This window comes from Hoyosella altamirensis (assembly GCF_014191505.1).
GTDB classification, from domain to species: domain Bacteria; phylum Actinomycetota; class Actinomycetes; order Mycobacteriales; family Mycobacteriaceae; genus Hoyosella; species Hoyosella altamirensis.
Genome location: NZ_JACHWS010000002.1, coordinates 625648 through 644019 on the forward strand (window position 1 = coordinate 625648; position 18372 = coordinate 644019).

Consider the following 18372-nt stretch of genomic DNA (forward strand, 5'->3'; position numbering starts at 1 on the left):
CCGGAATTGCCCGACATATTTGGTTAGCCTTACCGAACTTATCATGATCAAGTGTTTAGTTGACGTCCGAGAACTCTGTGAACTCCGCCTCAAACTCTTCGATCTCGTCCTGCTCCAAGCCACTCAATGTGAGGTCAGAGGCGGTAAACCCGCCTGCCGACGCATCCTCGGCAAGTCCGCTCAATTCCCCTGCCCATCGCTCGGCCATCTTCTGCACCACGTGCTTGGTGACGACGCCAGTGCTGAAGCCGAAGCGCGCGCGCAACACTGTTCCTGCATCGGTTTCCAGCGCCACCACCCCCACTTCAATCGCATGGCTCACTGGCATCTCCGCATCAGTCGATCCACCAAGCGCGTCAGCTGCAGCAGACCACGGCTCTCCCGCCTGCTCACCGAGCGTGAAGCGGCCCAGATAGTTGAACCCAATCTCCGGAGCGGGGAGCGGACTGAGTTCCGCACGCCCCGTAACGTCAAGGTGCCGCAGCATCCCGTAACCGATCCCGTTATCGGGAATGGCGCGGAGTTGCTCCTTCACGCGCTTCAGCGCGCTCGCCGCGTCGCCCTCACCAGGGTCGAGCCGAGCGGGGTACAGCGTCGTGAACCATCCCGCGGTACGTGCAAGGTCAGCCCCCGGCACCACGGACTCCTCACGACCGTGCCCCTCAAGATCAACAAGCACACCGCCGGGGCCGTGCTCCGCGACCACCGCCCGGGCGAGCGCGCTGAGCAAGACATCGTCGACGCGGGCCCGGAAACGCTCGGGCAGCACTGTAAGTACCTTTTCCGCTACGTTCACAGGGACGTCGACTTGCACCGTCCCGGTCTGCGACATCGTGTCGCTGGGACCAAGCTCGCGCGACCCGACCCGGACTCGCCCCCGTGCCGCGAGGATTTGCCTCCACAGCGGCAGCTCCGCCCGCCGCTCGCTGGCACGCTGCGTCAATGCCTGCGCCCAGGCGCGCATCGGCATCCCCGACCGCGCCAGCACCCGCCCTTCACACGCCGCAGCAAGGTCCGGAACGACGATCCGCCATGACACACCGTCGATCGCGAGATGGTGCACGACGATGAGGACACGCGGCGTCTCGCCGGTAAACAGGACGACCCTCGTCATTCTGCCTGCCGCCGGATCGAGTTCGCGGTACGCCTGCGCCGTCACCTCCGCGATGAGCTCCTCCGCATGCCCTTCCGGCAGCGCCACTTCGGCGACGACATCTTCCGCGCGAACGGCGCCCGCCGGGGGGATCTCCAGCGTTCGCATCTGCGCTGCGAAACTCGCCCGCAGGACATCGTGGATGTCGAGAACTTGCTGCATGCCCGCGACCAGCGCCTCACGTGTCAGATTTGCGGGGGCATGCAGCAGCCGCGATTGTGCGAACCGGCGATACTCGCCACCGCGACCGATCATGTCGTGGGTGATCGGCAGCACCGGCACCGTTCCTGTCGCTGACTGCTCATCCCAGGTCCACCGTGCAGGATCATCTGGGACTGCCACTCGAGCCAGTCCCGCAGCGGTGCGATGCTCGAACACCTCGCGTGCTGTCACACGGAGCCCGGCATTCCGCGCGCGCGACACGAGCTGGATCGCGACGATCGAATCGCCACCGAGCGTGAAGAAGTCGGCATCCGGATCCACCGAAGGCACCTGGAGCACGTCCGACACGATGTCGCACATGAGTTGCTCCCGCTCGTTCGCAACGTCACGCACCGGTTCGGCAGTGAAGTCCGGTTCCGGCAATGCAGCCCGATCAACCTTGCCGTTAGGAGTCTGGGGCAGGACATCAAGGACGGCCAGCGAGGCGGGGACCATATGCTCTGGCAATCGTTCCGCGAGGTAGCGGCGCAGCGCGTCAGTGGTGACCGCTTCACATGTCGTGACGTAGCCCGCAAGTAAGCGCCGTCCCGGTGCGTCCTCGCGCAGCATCACGGCGGCCGATTTCACCGATGGATGCAGAGACAGCGCCGCTTCGATTTCGCGCAGTTCGATCCGGAAACCCCGGAGTTTCACCTGGTCATCGGCACGACCGAGATAGTCGAGCGCCGCGTCATCGGCGCGCCACCGAACTAGATCCCCAGTCCGGTACAGTCGCTCGCCCGCACCACTGAACGGGCTCGCAATGAATCGGCACGCCGTCACGCCCGGCTGACCCAGGTAGCCACGGCTCACACCCTGGCCGCCCACATACAGCTCGCCGGCAACACCCGGTGGCACGGGCCGCAAGAGGTCGTCGAGAACGTACGCCTGCACCCCCGGGATCGGTCTCCCGATGACGGGACGTCCCCCGCCTATCACAGCAACAGCCGTGTCCACAGTGCACTCAGTTGGACCGTAGACGTTGTACGCGGTGATACCCGGGGCGTGCGCAAGCTGCCTCCACAGCTCTGGCGGCACCGCCTCACCGCCGACCATGACCGTGTCAGGGCGGTGGCCTGCTCCATCGGCGAGCACCCCGGCAGCGAGCAATTCCGCCATCAGCAGGGGCACACAATCGATGACGTCGATCTGGTACTTCCGCACGTAGTCGACGATTCCGTGAGCGTCAGCTTTGAGCTCCGCGGGCAGCACGTGCAGCGTGTGCCCGTTCACCATTGCCATCAACGGATCCAGGGCAGAATCGAAGGACAAGCTGTAAGTCAGCAGAACGCTCTTCTGTCTAGCTGAGCCAAGCACGTGCGCGTCACGCAGATTCGCGAGTCCCGCGTGCGGTACGACCACGCCCTTCGGCAGTCCGGTCGAACCCGACGTGTAGATCACGTATGCGGCGTTCCGCAGCTCCGCGCGGCTGTCGCTCAGAGGCGGGCCAAACGTTTTGTCCTCTAGAACAAATTGGGGCGCCGCATCGTTCAGCATATGGTCGACGCGTTCAGCCGGGTAGTCGGGATCGATAGGCACATACGCAGCACCCACCTGCCAGATCGCGAGAATCGTCGCAATCGCGTCCGCCCCGCGCGGAATCTTCAGCGCAATAAGTGATTCCCGTTTCGCACCCCGGTCAGCGAGGTGCCCCGCGATACGACGCACCTGCTCTGCGAGCGCGCCGAAGGTATAACGGGCTTCCTCCGATACCAGCGCACTCACATCAGGGGTACGCGCCGCCTGCGCGAAAAACGCATCGATCACGGTCATCTGCGGCGCCACTGCACTGAATGCGTATCCAGGGGGTCCATCCACGAGCTGCTGTTCCTCCCGGGACAGCAGTTGCAGTTCAGTGAGCCGCTGATGGGGATTCTCTGCGATCAGTTCGAAAACCCGCGCCACCCGCGCAGCAAAACGTGCACCCGTGCGGTCATCGAACAGGTCGTGGGCATACTCGACACGAATCCGCGCCGAACCGTCACGTTCCCCCACGACGTCGAACACCAAGTCATACATCGCGGCCTGCGTGTCCACTGTCGCAACCTGAGGCTGCAGATCCCCGAACACCTCTACCACCGGTGGCGTCCTGTACTGGACGAGCACCTGGAACAACGGGTGCCGTGCAGCATGACGCGGTGGGCTGAGGACCTCGACGACGCGGTCGAAAGACACATCCTGGTGAGCAAACGCGCTCAGGTCAGAATCGCGGATCCGCACCGACAACTCTTCCAGTGTCGGATTGCCTGAAAGATCGGATCGCAGAACCACCATGTTGACGAAGAACCCGACAAGATCGTCGAGCGCCGAATCGGGGCGTCCCGCTGTGGGAGTGCCCACCACGACGTCCTGCCCGGCGCCGCTCCCATTCAGGGTTACCGTAACCGCCAAGTGCGAAAGCAGGAACATCGTCAGGCCGTTCCGGCGCGCGAAGTTCTGCAGTTCAGCGACGGTGGACGCACCCACAGTCACCTCCGCGACACCCCCTCGGCAGCTCGCCGTGCCAGGCCGCTGGCGGTCGTACGGCAGCGTCATCTCCGGTGGCAGCCCAGCCAGCGCGCCGGTCCAGTACCGGATCTGTTCAGCGGCGAGGCTGTCGGCATCGTCTGGACTGCCCAGCAGAATGTGCTGCCAGTGCGAGTAGTCGGCGTACTGGACAGGCAGCGCCGGTGGCGCCCACCTCGTCCCCTCTGATGCTGCGGCGTACGCGTCACCGATGTCCCGCAACAAGATTGGGGTCGACAGTTCATCGCTGGCGATGTGATGAGCAAGCACGAGCAGAACCGACTCACCGCCGGTGACGAACAGCGTGAGGTGCAGGGGGATGTGATGTTCCAGCTCGAAAGCATGCCGAGCCGCTTCAGTGAGCTCATCGTCGAGCGACTCCGCTGCGACGTTGCGCACCGTAAGCGGCACTTCGGGAAGCGGCAACACGTGCTGACTCGCGCGACCGTTCTCATCCGCGCGAATGACGGTGCGCAACACTTCATGCCGGTAAATGACTCGCCGCAGCGCCTCGGTCAGCGCCTCGATATCCAGGGTTCCACACAAACGCAGTGCGACGGGAATGTTGTATGTCGGCGCCGGGCCTTCTAACTGGTACTGGAACCAAAGGCGCTGTTGCGCCGCCGACAGAGGCGATGCCGCTCCCCTGCGAACAGGCTTCAGGGCCGGGCGGTGGCGCACCTGCCCACCACATTCCCTGGCGAGCCCCGCCACCGTCGGGTTGTCGAAGACTGACCGGATCGACAAGTCACTACCGAGTTTGTCGCGCACCGCTGCGATCAGCTTCGCGGCCGCAAGAGAGTGCCCGCCAAGCATGAAGAAGTCGTCATCTACACCGACGGCACTAAGGCCGAGCACTCCCGCGACAATGTCGGCGACCACACGCTCCACGCGGGTAATGGGCTTCCGCGCCGAAACCATCGTCTGAAAGTCCGGGTCGGGAAGACGTTTCCGGTCGACCTTCCCATTGGACGTAAGCGGCACTGCATCGAGCGGCAGCACCACGGCAGGCACCATGTAGCTGGGCAGCCACTGTGCTAGCTGCTGCCGAATCGAGGCGGCGTCACCGATCTCATCGCCGTCGCCGACAACGTAGCCAACTAGCTGATTCGCTCCGCTCTCATCGGGACGAGCGACCGCCAGCGCAGCAGTAACTCCTCGCAGCCGGCGGAGCGCGGTTTCAACCTCAGCAACTTCGACCCGGAACCCCCGGATTTTCACTTGATCGTCGCCACGGCCGCGATAGACGATCGTGCCGTGATCAGTCCACCGCACAACGTCGCCGGTGCGGTACATACGCCCGTCCCCAAACGGATTGGCCACAAACCGAGCGGCGGTCAGCGCGGCGGCAGCGAGGTAACCCTGCACCACGCCTGGGCCCGCGACGTAAAGCTCCCCGTCGCACCCCGGCGGCACGGGCTGCAGCCCTGCATCCAGCACGTACACCTGCAGATTCGAAACCGGCCGACCGACAACAGGTTCTGGATGGTCGCGCACTTCGGCGATCAGCACATCAACGGTGCCTTCCGTCGGTCCGTAAAAATTGAACGCGGCACCCGGACGTTCACGGAGCTGCTTCCATAGCGAGGCCGTGACCGCGTCGCCGCCGAAACCAAGCACCGGCACGCTGCCCTCAGTCAGCAGGCCATGGTCGATGATGTACTCCAGCTGCGCCGGCGGTAGCTCGACGAAGTCCCAGTTCTCCCGGTTCGCCCACGTCGCGAGCAACTCCGGGTCGCGTTGCGTTGTCTCATCGACGAGGTGCAGCGTGTGCCCATCCAGCATCCACAGGTGCGGGCCCCACGATGCGTCGAACGCGAGCGACCACACGTGCCCGACGATCAGGTGTTCTTTGTGCGCCACCTCTTTGGTGCGGCTGAACACGCGCGCACGGTGGCTATGGAACAGGTTCACCGCACCGGCATGCGGTACCTCAACGCCTTTGGGGCGGCCGGTCGACCCGGATGTGTAGATGACGTAGGCGATGTCGAGTGGATGCGGCCTGCGCCGTTCCTGGTTCGTAAGTGGACCATCAGGGTAGCTACTCACGTCAGCCTCGTCGAGCCAGATTTCGCATGTCCCGGCAACGCGGGAAGCGCAGTCTGCTGTGGTTATGACACTGCCTGGAGCCGTGCCCTCCAGGATGTGCGCGAGCCGCGCTGCCGGCTGGTCGGGATCGAGCGGTACGCAAGTTCCGCCTGCTTCCAGGACCGCGAACAGCGCAACCAGAGCGTCAGCACCGCGCGGCAGAGCAACAGCGACGCGACCCGTTGTTCCCAGCCCATCCACTGCGAGCACGTGGCGTGCGAGGCGGCGAGCGCGGGACGCCAGTTGCCGGTAGGTCATCGACGTAACACCGTCATAGATCGCGGCGCGGTCGCCGTTGCGGTCACAGCAGTCGCGAAACAGGTCGACGAGTGTCAGACCCGCTGGAACACTGGCGTGGTGGCTGTTCCACCCGTGCAGAATGGTTCGCATTTCGGGGTCAGTGAGCACCTGCAATCGAGCGACCGGCGTATCGCTGCCACCCAGCGTGGCGACGTCTCGGAACATTTTCGTCAGCCTTGCTGCATGCACGGCCAGATCGTTTTCGGTGTACGCCGCGGCGTCAAGGTCGAGCCACACCTCGAGTTCGCCCGTTTTGTCGATGGGGCGTGCCGTCACCATGAGGTCCTGGAGCGGACCGCGGGCGATCGAATGAACCGATGCGCGAATGTCCCCGAAGCTGAAACGGTCCGCGAACGGTTTGACGTTGATGGATGCACCCATCACGCCGCGTGAGCCGGCCGGGAGGCGGAGGTCGTTGATGATGTCTTCGCCGCGGTAGCGGAAGTGCGTGCGGCATTGCTTGATGGCCCCGCTCACTTGGCCGATGATGTCAGGGACGGTGTACTCGGGCCGCACATCGAGTCGCAACGGGACAACGTTGACAGCTGACATCGGCACGGCCATGGAAGCGCTGCCCAGCCGGTTCATGACCGGGAACCCCACAGTGATGTCCCCGCGTCCCGTCGCGCCACGCAGATACGTGGTGATCGCCGCGGTGAGCGCGTCACCCCAGCTCGCGCCTGGTACCCCCGTTGCCGCAGCGGCGCTGGCCAGGCCGCGCTTGTCTTCCGCGGCCAGAATGAGGCGGGCGCTGCGGACGGTGCGCGCGATACCGGTTGCTGTGCTGGAAAGGCTGACCGCCTCTTCAGCGCCGTCGAGGTAGTTGAGCCAGAATTGCCTATCCTGCTCCCAGTCGCTGGAGGCGCGGTACGCCGATTCCTCCTCGACAACCGGAGCGAATGAGGCAGGGCCACTGGGGAGTTCACTGCCGTTCACCACTGCGGTGTACCGCTGCGCCATTCGGCGAATGAGCAGCCCGAAGCCGTACGCATCGATCACAACATGGTGGATGCACAAATAGAGCAAGGCATGATCGGGAGCCAGTTGCAGGATGGCCGCGCGGACACATAGCTCTCGCGCCGGATCGATGACCTGCTGGTGATCCGCCGCCATCCACTTATGGGCCTCTGCCCACGGATCCGCGTGGTGACGCAAGTCGACTCGTTCAACGGCCTGGAGGCTGCGCGCTCCTGGGCGAAGTGAGACTCCCCCGTCGGGGTCCGGGATGAACTCCGCAACAAGCACTTCAGCTTCGTTGACTGAGTCTTGCACGGCTGCGGCGAGAGCTTCGTGTTCCACCGCACCGCACAATTCGACACACTCGGCTGTGTTGAAGATCGCATTGGAGGGGTCGAGTTGCTGTGCGAACCACACTCCGAGCTGAGCTCGGGTGAGTGGAAACGCTCCGTTTTCCTGGAAGAACGGGACAGCCATGTACCTTCCTCATCTTCTGCATTTCGGGGGCTATTTATCGACCGAGAGCTGGTCGAAGCGGGCTAATCGGACGCCCACCTGGGGGTATCCCCCAAAAGGTTAGGCTAACCATATATGTTCTCGATTGGCGCGGGGTTCTTCCCCGCGGCGCCCATCACGTTCAGCAATCGGGAGGAAACTGCGGCATGCAGGCACAGGTGATTTCACAACCAGCCCGCGACCTCCACGGGTGTCTCGAACCCGCGCCCTTCGTGCTGTCCAGGCCGCATGGAACCGTGATCGCGATGGGCACAGCAGCCACGTTCGACTGTGCCAATGCGGCAGCTCACGCGCTGCGGTCGGGGGAAGTATCAGCCATAGCTGGAGCACTGCCTTTCGACCCCGAGCGCCCCGCCGCGCTCACCGCGCCGCACGACCTGCTCCGCTACAACACCCCGCTAGACCCCAGAGAAGTTGCGCTGCCGCGACTCTCCGTCACCGGCTTCGCTCCCTCGCCCGACACCCACCTCAAACGCGTTCATGCTGCCGTCAGAGAACTGGGCAGCACCACACTGCAGAAGGTGGTACTTGCACGCGCGGTGGAGCTTCGTGCCACCTCACCCGTCGATTCCTCCGCTCTTCTCGCCCGGCTGGTGCACAGCGACCCGAATCGCAATGGATTCGCGATCAATCTCAGCGCCGCTGGAGGACCGTGGCAGGGCTGCCATCTCGTTGGCGCCAGCCCCGAGGTGCTGATATCGCGCAGCGGCACGACGATCACCTGCCACCCGCTCGCCGGATCGGCGCCGCGTGACCGTGACGCTGAGCTCGACCGCGCGCACGCCGCCAATTTGCGGGCTTCCAGCAAAGACCTCGCTGAACACGCATTCGTCGTAGACCAGATCCGCGCGACCCTGACCCCGTTGTGCCGCGAACTCAGCATCCCGCGTCAGCCCACGCTCACCAGCACGCGGGAACTCTGGCACCTTGGCACACCCATTCGGGGTCAACTCCGAAGCGCCTCAACGACCGCACTTGACCTGGCTCTCGCGCTGCACCCAACCCCGGCCGTCTGCGGCACACCAACGATGGCTGCGCAAGCATTCATTCGCGAAACCGAGGGGGACCGCGGTTTCTACGCAGGCGCGCTCGGCTGGACCGACGCTGCCGGAGACGGCGAATGGATGGTGACCATCCGGTGCGCAACCCTCGCGAGCGACGGTGTCACCCTCACTGCCTATGCGGGAGGCGGAATTGTCGCCGACTCTGACCCGCACGAAGAGCTCGACGAAACAACCAGCAAGCTGCGCACCATTTTCGGCGCATTCGGGGTGGAACAGTGACGGAGCTGACCCTCGTTACCGGCGCCGGAAGTGGCATCGGACGCGCCACCGCCCTCACGCTCGCGAAAGCCGGCCGCACCGTCGTCCTCACTGACGTCGACGAAGCGGCACTCCACGAAACGTCGCACCTAATCGGTGGCCAGCCTGCGTATGTGCTCGACGTTCGGGACACCGCAGAAGTAGAACGCGTGATCAGCACTATCGAAGTCGGCCACGGGCCGATCACCCACCTCGCGCATGTCGCCGGGGTTCTTGTCACTGGCTCGATTCTCGACACGGGCCCGGCGGCCTGGCAGCAGGTTTTCGACGTCAATGTCCATGGCACCGTGAACGTGCTACGCACGGCTGGCGCAATCATGCGTAAACGGCAGCACGGCGCGATTGTCGTCGTCGGCTCGAACGCAGCGGGAGTTCCGCGAGCAGGAATGGGCGCGTACGGCGCTTCCAAAGCTGCTGTCTCCATGATTGTCCGGGTTCTCGGCCTCGAACTTGCACCCTTCGGGATCCGCGCGAATGTGGTGGCACCGGGCTCCACAGACACGGCGATGCAGCGATCGCTCTGGCGCGATGAGGAAACCGGCCTGCGCACGGTGCTCAGCGGCGACCCTGACTCATTCAAAGTGGGCATTCCGCTGGGCCGCATCGCGGAACCCAGCGACATCGCTGATGCGGTCGACTTTCTGCTGTCGGAACGCGCACGCCACATCACCATGCAGACCCTTTACGTAGATGGGGGTGCGACCCTTCGTGCCTGATCACATCCCGTTTCCAGCCGAATTCGCCGCGCGATACCGCGCCGCCGGGTACTGGACGAACGAAACATTCCAGGAATTCCTGCCGCGCCGTGCGGACCGCTTCGCCGACCACATCGCAGTCATTGGACGGGACGCCACAGGCACCGAACGGGCCCTGACCTACCTGGAACTCACCACGTCGGCCGAGCGGATCGCCGGGGGATTCGCTCGGCTAGGTATCCGTACCGGCGACCGTGTGGTCGTTCAACTCCCCAACATCGTGGAGTTCATGGAGGTCGTGTTCGCGCTGTTCCGGCTCGGTGCGCTTCCCGTGTTCGCGCTGCCCGCACACCGCAGCGCTGAGATCGGCTTCTTTTGCGAATTCGCGGAGACAAAGGCATATGTGATCGCTGATCAGTATGGCGGATTCGACTATCGCGAGATTGCCCGGACCCTGCCGTCCACGCTGCACGTCGTCGTTGCTGGGGACGCAGGCGACTTCCTCGCGCTTTCCGGCCTTCGGGCCGCTGGGCCGTCAGATGTCACACACGTCGACGCGGAAACGGTCGCGTTCCTGCAATTGTCGGGCGGCACTACCGGCACACCCAAACTGATACCGCGAACACACGCCGATTATCTGTACTCGGTGCGGGAATCAGCCGCCATCTGTGGCGTCAGCAGCGCGACACGGATGCTTGTAGTCCTGCCCGCCGCACACAACTTCCCGATGAGTTCACCTGGATTTCTCGGCGTGCTGCATGCGGGTGGCACTGTGGTGCTCGCACCAGATCCGAGTCCTTCCACCGCCTTCTCGATGATCGAGCGCCACCGCATCACAATGACCTCGCTCGTGCCGCCGCTCGCACTCACGTGGCTCGCAGCGCGCAAGAACAGCAGCGCCGATCTGTCGTCACTCGAGGTATTGCAGGTTGGTGGTGCGAAGTTCACCGAAGAAGCAGCGCGCCGGGTCACACCAGAATTGGGTTGTACGCTGCAGCAGGTATTCGGGATGGCGGAAGGCCTCGTGAACTACACGCGGCTTGACGACCCCGAAGACGTCATTGTCACGACACAGGGCTGCCCGATCAGCCCGGATGACGAGGTTCGGGTCGTCGACGACGCCGGTTGCGATGTCCGCACCGGTGAGGTGGGCCATCTCCTGACCCGCGGTCCCTATACGATTCGCGGCTACTACAACGCCGCCGAGCACAATAAGACGGCGTTCACCGAGGACGGCTTCTACCGCACCGGTGACATTGTGCGCCTTACCGAAGACGGCTACATCGTTGTCGAGGGACGGAGCAAAGACCAGATCAACCGGGGTGGCGAAAAGATCGCCGCCGAAAAAGTTGAGAACCACCTCGTCGCGCATCCCAACGTGCTCGACGCCGCGATCGTCTCCATTCCTGACGCCTACCTGGGAGAACGCACTTGCGCGTTCGTGGTCGCAGACGGCGAACCACCAAGCCCGATCGCACTCAAATCATTCCTGCGCGGCCGCGGACTTGCCGGTTACAAGGTGCCTGACCTCGTACAGGTCGTGCCTGAATTCCCGGTCACCAGTGTCGGGAAGATCAGCCGCGCTGAACTTCGCCGCGCCCTAACTCGCAGCTGGGAGAAAGTGAAATCCTGATGGCCCAGAGCTCTTTGCCTAAGTCGATCTCGTACGCCTTGCCCTATGAGCAGCCGTCGAACGTCGCGACGTGGACCATCGATCCGCGGCGCACGGTGCTCTTGCTTCATGACATGCAGGAGTACTTCATTCGCGCGTTCGAGCGCAATGCGGAGCCCCTCGCAACGGTTGTCCCGAACATTCAGCGGATCAGAAAGCAGGCGAAGGATCTGCGAGTACCCGTCGTCTATACCGCGCAGCCCGGCGACCAGCACCCGACGGATAGGGCGCTGCTTGCCGACTTCTGGGGGCCTGGGCTCAGCGATGATCCACGTGAAACATCCATTATCGATGATCTCGCTCCCGATCCTGATGACACTCTGCTGACCAAGTGGCGCTACAGCGCCTTCATTCGGACGAACCTCCGTGACCTGATGCGGGAGTGGGGCCGCGACCAATTAGTGATTACAGGCGTCTACGCCCACATCGGATGCCTCACAACCGCCCTCGACGGCTTCATGCAGGACGTGCAGATTTTTCTCGTGTCTGATGCGGTCGCGGACTTCTCCGCGCGCGAACACAACGAAGCACTTGCCTACGCCGCCGCCCGATGCGCCGTCGTCCTGCCCACCTCCGACGTGGACGCAGCATTAGGCGCGGCGCGCGTCTAGCCCCCTGCCCACCCATCCCGCTTCAGCGAGAGGAACTTCATGAGCGACCAGGATTCTACTGAAATCGACATCGCCGGAATCGGTTTCGGCCCCTCCAACCTGGCGCTGGCCATCGCGATCGAGGAGTACAACGAGACTGCGAGCCAACCACTGCGCGCCGTTTTTTTCGAACGGCAGGAACGCTTCGGCTGGCACCGGGGCATGCTGCTCGATGGAACTTCCATGCAGGTCGCTTTTCCCAAGGATCTCGCGACGTTCCGCAATCCCCGCAGCCGATACACCTTCTTCTCGTACCTGCACGATCAGGACCGGCTCGTCGACTTCGTCAACCACCAGACGTTCTTCCCCTCGAGAAAGGAGTTCCACGCCTACCTCGAGTGGGCCGCTGACCGGGTTTGCGCCGACGTCCGCTACGGCACCACGGTCACCAGCGTGACACCGATTTACGACGCGAACGGCCAGGCGGACACGCTCAGAGTCGACACGGAAGGCAAGTCTGTGGTTGCACGTCACGTTGTTGCCGCGGTTGGCCTCCGTGAGCGACTGCCCGAAGGTATCCAGACATCGCGGCGGTGCTTCCACAACCACCAGTTCCTCCACCGGATCGCAGAGATGCCCCCACCTGTGCATCAGCGGTTCGTCGTCGTAGGCGCTGGCCAGAGCGCCGCCGAAATCGTGGATTACCTGCACACTCACCACCCGAGCGCCGAGGTGCATAGCGTCTTTTCGCGTTTTGGCTACAGCCCCGCCGACGACAGCCCGTACGCCAACCGCATCTTCGACCCCGCCGTTGTCGACGAATTCCATCACGCACCCGCCGCAGTCCGGCGGCGCCTGCTCGACCTCCACCGCGGTGTGAACTACTCCGTCGTGGACCCTGATCTCATTGCCAAACTGTACGCGGCGGAGTATCGCGAACGGGTCAGTGGCCAGCGGCGACTGTTCATGCGCCGAGCCTCCCAGCTAACTCGCGTGCAGGAGCGACCCGACGGAGTTGACGTCACCATCCGCTCCGATCTTGACGGCCTCGATGACGAGCTCACCTGCGATGCCGTGGTTTTCGCGACCGGTTTCACCCCGGCTCCCCTACAACCGCTATTCGGGACACTCGTGGCGCAACCGCCTGCTGTCACACGGGACTATCGCCTCAGCACCAGCCCAGGGATTCGCGCCGGAATCTACTTGCAGGGCGGAGTGGAACACACCCACGGCATCAGTTCGTCGCTGTTATCCAACGTTGCAGTTCGAGCCGGCGAAATCCTCCAGTCCTTGACCCGGGCGCCGAGCTTCACAAGAAACGAGACATCGGCGTAGGAAACGAACAGTGAGTCTGTCCCGTTTACCCTGAGTCTGCGTGGGCGCGAGGTGGCACACATACGTCAGCGACGAGGCCGTGGTGATCGGATCCGGGAATCTTCACACGGGACAGTGAAGTGGCGGTCGCACCCTTTGTGACGATGCGGTCGATCCCAACCAATGCCGGGTACCACTTGTCAGCGGGGTAAGTGCTCATCAGCCCTGCACCCAACGAGGCGGCAGCGTCCTCATAGCCGAGCGCCAGCAGATCACGATACTTTTTGTGAAAGTAAGTCGCATTGAAATCTCCGCTCACCAGCACAAACTCGTGTGCCGTGGCGGCCTCCAGTTCTGCTGCGAGCGTTTCGTATTCAGCATGCCAGCGCGCCGCTCGCGGAAATGGCGGCACCGGATGTACCGCGTACAGCACAAGTGGCTGACGCGATCCGATTTCGATTTCCGCAGTCAAGTTCGTGGGCAGAAAGCCGTCCAGTGAGCGACCGTTCTCAAGGGGCAATCGGCTGTAAATAGCGGCGCCTCCCCCGCCCGGGCTCGGACGGAGCAGCTGGTAAGGCAGCAGTTCGTCGATACCTGCCCGTTCCAGGCCCGCGCCAGCTTCCTCCGTTAGCTCCTGCACAGTGAGAATGTCGGCATCGCGTTCCTTCGCCGTCTGCACAAGCGCATCCAGATCCGCAGTGCCGAACAGGAGGTTGGCTTGCATAACGCGCAGGTTGATTGCGCACGAATGCGCGCCAGCCCCGCTCGCTCCGGACGCGACGAAAAGCGGACCGATCACTGCTGCCCCAGCAACCGAAACCAGGGCTGCGATCGTGGCCAGCACCCAGCGCTTGCCCGCAATCGCGATCACAAGAGCAATGAACGCCGTGATCAAGAGCAACGGGGTGAAAGAGGCCAAGGCGACCGCCCTGTCACGTTGCACGTCGGTACTGAACAGAATGATCGCGAAGCCACTCACGGCGATCCCGGCCGCTGCGCTGAGGTCCACCAGCCACCGAAGCGCGCGCCAGCGGCTTCTCATCGGCCGCCGCGTCACGGTGGTGATCTCAGCGCTGCGAGCCACGGTCGTAAGCTCGCTCGGTGGCGTCCTTGAATGGGCGCCACCAGGCCTCGTTGAGCCGGTACCAATCGATCGTGGCAGCCAGTCCGTCACGGAAATCGCGAAACTCTGGCTTCCACCCAAGCTCAGAACGCAACTTCGACGAGTTGATCGCATAACGCAAGTCGTGGCCCGGCCGGTCCGCCACGTGGTCGAAGTCGTCCGCGCCGCAGCCCATCAGTTCGAGGATGAGCGCAAGAACATCGCGGTTCGACTCCTCCCCGTCCGCGCCAATCAAGTACGTCTCGCCCGCAGTGCCCTTATCCAGAATGGTCCACACCGCGCGGTTGTGGTCGTCAACATGAATCCAGTCACGCACGTTCAGGCCCTCGCCGTACAGTTTCGGCCGGACCCCGGTCAGGATGTTGGTGATCTGCCGGGGGATGAACTTCTCGACATGCTGGTAAGGGCCATAGTTATTCGAACAATTCGAAATCGTGGCGTGGACCCCGAAGGAGCGCACCCAGGCGCGGACCAGTAGGTCTGCCGAGGCTTTAGACGCCGAGTAGGGGCTTGACGGGTTATACGCCGTCACCTCACTGAACCGCTGCGGGTCATCGAGCTCCAGATCACCGAACACTTCGTCGGTCGATATGTGATGCAGGCGCACGCCATGCGACCGGACCGCTTCGAGCAACGTAAATGTTCCGACGATATTCGTGTTGATGAACGGCTCGGGACCGCGCAGCGAGTTGTCGTTGTGCGATTCAGCGGCGAAGTGCACGACCACGTCAGCCTGCGCAACGAGACGATCTACCAGCGGAAAGTCAGCAACGTCCCCGTGCACAAACTCGATATGGTCCCCGACCGGCGCGAGCGACTCCTTATGTCCCGCATATGTGAGCTTGTCGAGGACGGTCACCTGAACATCAGGGTGATCGCGCACGGTCAGGTGCACGAAGTTAGCACCGATGAACCCGGCGCCGCCGGTGACGAGGAGTCGCACAGCACCACACTTTCGGTAGGGGTCCCCTACAACCTAGCGAACCACTCAGAACACGCCGGGGTGAAACGCATGCGCAAGCTGTCGCAACACTTCGATGTTGCCCCAAGTTCCCGGCATCACCGCGTCACTGCTGACTGCGACGATTCTGTCCTCACGAACTGCACTGACGTCACCGAACCTGCTAGTGAGGAAGTCGCGAACGGCCCGCTCATGAGCGTCATTCATCACTGAGATGACGATGACCTGAGGGTCCCGTGCGATGAGTGTTTCGGGGGAGATCACCGCTGCAATGAAGTCAGAGAACTCAGGATCAGCTGGATCGAAGACATTGTCTCCGCCCGCTGTACGGATGATGTCGTATTCGAGCCCGGCACCGATGGCAGAAATGGTTGTGCCTTCGATGTACAGCTGAGCTACCGACGGGTTCTCGCGCTCCGCGACAGCCGACTCGATTGCGCTGATCTCCTCCTCAACGGAGCTGGCCAGCTCGCTCCCCTGTGCATCTACGCCAAGTAGTGCCGAAAGGTTCTCGATGTCGATGACCAGGTCCGACACTTCAGCGGTCTTTCTGCGGTCAAAGCAGCCCGCCGCCGCGATATAGACTCCCGCTCCCGCATCGCCGAGCTGGTCGATGCTCGCGAAGCCCTGTTCCGCGGTGAATTCGTAGCTGGTTGGCGATACCACTAGATCCGGCTCGACATTCAGCAGCACTTCTCGCGATGGGGGCGAGTCCTCACTGAGAATCACGACGGCCTCGCCGTCGAGTTCTGAGTTCAGGGCAGCACCCTTGCCCTGCGCCTCACCGACGATGCGATCGGCCACGCCGAGCCGGACAAGCAGATCCGTGGTACCCGGCATCATCGAGACGATTCTCTGTGGGTCACCGTCGAGGGTGACGGGCTGCCCACAACTCTCAACGGTGCGCCTCTCGTGCGCTTCTTCGTCGCTCGCAACCGGGCTCACTGACTGACCACAGGCGGTCAGTGTCAGCAGTCCCGCTGCAGCGGTAGCTATCCAATAGCTCGCTTGCCGCATCCTCATCGTGCTCCTCGGGTGTTGGTCGATATCGGGCTTTCCTGCGCGCTGAACGCGATGACGCTGCGGCCATCTGCCGGGTGCGTGAGAGTGTGCGCAGCAACCCGGAAGACATCGCGCAGAAGATCCGGCAGCAGGACATCCTCGGGGCTTCCCTGGGCAGCCACCGTCCCCTCGTTCAGAACAACCACCGAGTCACAAAATGCCGCAGCGAGGTTGAGGTCGTGGAGAGCAGCGATCGTGGTCAGCCCACGTTCACGCACCATCGCCATCAGTTCGAGCTGGAAGCCGATGTCCAGGTGGTTGGTCGGCTCGTCGAGAACCAGTATCGGAGCCTCCTGCACGAGCGCACGCGCGAGAAGAACTCGCTGTTTCTCGCCGCCCGACAGGTCGGCGAACATCCGGTTGGCGAGGTGCTTCGCTCCCACCGAGCTGAGCATCTCGTAGGCCAGGGTGAGGTCTCGATCGGAGTCGCCGCCGAAGCCACGCTGATGTGGGACGCGCCCCAGCAGCGCGATGTCAAGCGCGGTCAAAGCAAAGTCCTGCGATGTTTCCTGAGTCATTACAGCCACGGTTCGCGCGGTCTGCTTGGCGGTGAGTTCACGAATGTCGTGGTCACCGAGGAAGATCGACCCCCCGGTGGGTTTGTGTATGCGGTAGAGCGTCCTCAGCAAGGTCGATTTGCCGCTGCCATTAGGTCCGAGCAAGCCCGTGAAGGTCCCATCTGGCACGACGAGTGTGACGTCCCGCACGATCTGGGTGCCACGCAGGGCGACGTCCACCTGGTCGAAACGTATGTCCATCAGCTCACTCCCCCGCGGACCGCGCTAGCGCGCCGCATCAGCCAGAGGAAGAACGGTGCCCCAACGACGGCAGTGAGAATCCCCAGTGGAATCTCCGTCGGCTGCGCGAGCGTTCGGGAAAGCAGGTCAGCGAGCATCAGGAAGAGCGCGCCGCCCAGCACTGTTACGGGCAGCATCCTCCGGTGATCCGCACCGACGAGGATCCGCGCAACGTGGGGTATCACAAGCCCGACGAAGCCAATCCCGCCGGCAACGGCGACTGTCGCTCCCGTCAGGAGCGCCGCGGCGAGGAGGAGCAGCTTCCGCATGAGGCCTACGTTGACGCCCAGCGCGGTCGCCGCCTCATCCCCCGTAAGCATGGCATTGAGGGAACGCGACTGCAGCATCACCAGCACCGCGACGGCGGCTAAGCACACCGCCGGGAATGCGATTTGAGAGTAGGTCGCGGCCGAAACACTGCCGAGCAGGAAGAACAGCACACTGAAGACGTTCTGCGCTTCGGTTGTGATGGTCAGGAAGTTCGTGATGGCGGAGAGCAGCGCACCAAGGGCGACACCAGCGAGGATCAGCCTGGCTGGAGCTATAACCCCGCGCTGCTGAGCTAGCAAATAGACAAGCACCGTAGCCACCGTGGCGCCCAGGAACGCGGCGATGCTCAGTGGCACCCCCGCCAATGCGGTCGACCCGAACACAATTGCAAGTACCGCGCCGACGCCCGCTCCGGCGGACACACCGAGTATGTAGGGCTCAGCTAGGGGGTTGCGCACTGTGACCTGCATGATTGCGCCAGCTAGTGCAAGTGATGCCCCGGCGACGCCAGCGAGGATCGTCCGAGGCACCCGGAAGTTCCACACTGCCTGATCCTGGGCCAGCGTCAGCGATCCGTCAGCCATCCACGGCATGTTCGGCAGTAGGTGGCCCACGACGATTTTCAGGGCATCGACGAAGGACGTCTGGAGAGGACCAGTGCTTGCTGAGACCAGCAAAACCGCAGCGATTCCGACTCCGATAAGCCCACAGAGGAGCGCCGTAGCGCGGCCAGGAGGCCGAGCCACGGTGCGAGCTTCAACGGTCGGACTGGGCACTCAAACTCACCAACTCGAGGACTAGATGAAAACAGTAATCATTCTTAGTACCTTGTCGGTGAATGCGCCA

General features: G+C 63.3%; 11 protein-coding genes. 5 read left to right on the forward strand and 6 right to left on the reverse strand.

Annotation, left to right across the window (positions count from 1 at the left end):
- Window positions 1-55 precede the first annotated feature (55 nt).
- Window positions 56-7681 carry a non-ribosomal peptide synthetase gene (locus FHU29_RS11750; RefSeq protein WP_064442434.1) on the reverse strand — a complete coding sequence of 2542 codons (7626 nt, stop codon included), beginning with the start codon at window positions 7679-7681 and terminating at the stop codon, window positions 56-58.
- A gap of 185 nt (window positions 7682-7866) precedes the next feature.
- On the opposite strand from FHU29_RS11750, the gene FHU29_RS11755 reads away from it, so the two are divergent.
- The 5 genes from FHU29_RS11755 to FHU29_RS11775 are packed head-to-tail and all read left to right on the forward strand — an operon-like array spanning window position 7867 to window position 13334.
- Window positions 7867-9003, forward strand: a complete 1137-nt coding sequence (locus tag FHU29_RS11755; RefSeq protein WP_064442433.1) for an isochorismate synthase — start codon at window positions 7867-7869, stop codon at window positions 9001-9003.
- Window positions 9000-9758 carry an SDR family oxidoreductase gene (locus FHU29_RS11760; RefSeq protein WP_064442432.1) on the forward strand — a complete coding sequence of 253 codons (759 nt, stop codon included), beginning with the start codon at window positions 9000-9002 and terminating at the stop codon, window positions 9756-9758. Before FHU29_RS11755 ends, FHU29_RS11760 begins: the two co-directional genes overlap by 4 nt.
- A complete protein-coding gene (locus tag FHU29_RS11765) occupies window positions 9733-11370 on the forward strand; it encodes a (2,3-dihydroxybenzoyl)adenylate synthase (protein ID WP_064442431.1) in 1638 nt (545 codons plus the stop codon). The genes FHU29_RS11760 and FHU29_RS11765 overlap by 26 nt, the downstream gene beginning before the upstream one ends.
- A complete protein-coding gene (locus tag FHU29_RS11770) occupies window positions 11370-12020 on the forward strand; it encodes an isochorismatase family protein (RefSeq protein ID WP_064442430.1) in 651 nt (216 codons plus the stop codon). Before FHU29_RS11765 ends, FHU29_RS11770 begins: the two co-directional genes overlap by 1 nt.
- Before the next feature lie 39 nt (window positions 12021-12059).
- Entirely contained in the window at window positions 12060-13334 is a 1275-nt protein-coding gene (locus FHU29_RS11775) for a lysine N(6)-hydroxylase/L-ornithine N(5)-oxygenase family protein (protein WP_064442429.1), read from the forward strand.
- Window positions 13335-13359: 25 nt separating this feature from the next.
- On the opposite strand, the gene FHU29_RS11780 is transcribed toward FHU29_RS11775, so the two are convergent.
- From FHU29_RS11780 to FHU29_RS11800, 5 genes are read right to left on the reverse strand one after another with little or no spacing between them, the layout of a single operon-like run.
- Complete coding sequence (locus FHU29_RS11780) at window positions 13360-14397, reverse strand: endonuclease/exonuclease/phosphatase family protein (protein ID WP_232323087.1); 1038 nt, start codon at window positions 14395-14397, stop codon at window positions 13360-13362.
- A complete protein-coding gene (rfbB, locus tag FHU29_RS11785) occupies window positions 14381-15379 on the reverse strand; it encodes a dTDP-glucose 4,6-dehydratase (protein WP_064442428.1) in 999 nt (332 codons plus the stop codon). The genes FHU29_RS11780 and rfbB overlap by 17 nt, the downstream gene beginning before the upstream one ends.
- Before the next feature lie 45 nt (window positions 15380-15424).
- Window positions 15425-16420, reverse strand: coding sequence for an ABC transporter substrate-binding protein (locus tag FHU29_RS11790; protein ID WP_232323086.1), 996 nt, complete (start codon window positions 16418-16420; stop codon window positions 15425-15427).
- On the reverse strand, window positions 16417-17217 hold the full coding sequence (locus FHU29_RS11795; RefSeq protein WP_064442426.1) for an ABC transporter ATP-binding protein: 801 nt from the start codon (window positions 17215-17217) through the stop codon (window positions 16417-16419). The genes FHU29_RS11790 and FHU29_RS11795 overlap by 4 nt, the downstream gene beginning before the upstream one ends.
- On the reverse strand, window positions 17217-18302 hold the full coding sequence (locus FHU29_RS11800; RefSeq protein ID WP_232323085.1) for a FecCD family ABC transporter permease: 1086 nt from the start codon (window positions 18300-18302) through the stop codon (window positions 17217-17219). The genes FHU29_RS11795 and FHU29_RS11800 overlap by 1 nt, the downstream gene beginning before the upstream one ends.
- Window positions 18303-18372 lie beyond the last annotated feature (70 nt).

Excerpts from the sequence above, each read along its gene's own strand:
- FHU29_RS11775 (WP_064442429.1), top strand. The coding sequence starts at position 12,060 with ATGAGCGACCAGGATTCTACTGAAATCGACATCGCCGGAATCGGTTTC.
- FHU29_RS11750 (WP_064442434.1), bottom strand. The coding sequence starts at position 7,681 with ATGGCTGTCCCGTTCTTCCAGGAAAACGGAGCGTTTCCACTCACCCGA.
- FHU29_RS11755 (WP_064442433.1), top strand. The coding sequence starts at position 7,867 with ATGCAGGCACAGGTGATTTCACAACCAGCCCGCGACCTCCACGGGTGT.
- FHU29_RS11790 (WP_232323086.1), bottom strand. The coding sequence starts at position 16,420 with ATGAGGATGCGGCAAGCGAGCTATTGGATAGCTACCGCTGCAGCGGGA.
- FHU29_RS11770 (WP_064442430.1), top strand. The coding sequence starts at position 11,370 with ATGGCCCAGAGCTCTTTGCCTAAGTCGATCTCGTACGCCTTGCCCTAT.
- FHU29_RS11765 (WP_064442431.1), top strand. The coding sequence starts at position 9,733 with ATGGGGGTGCGACCCTTCGTGCCTGATCACATCCCGTTTCCAGCCGAA.
- FHU29_RS11795 (WP_064442426.1), bottom strand. The coding sequence starts at position 17,217 with ATGGACATACGTTTCGACCAGGTGGACGTCGCCCTGCGTGGCACCCAG.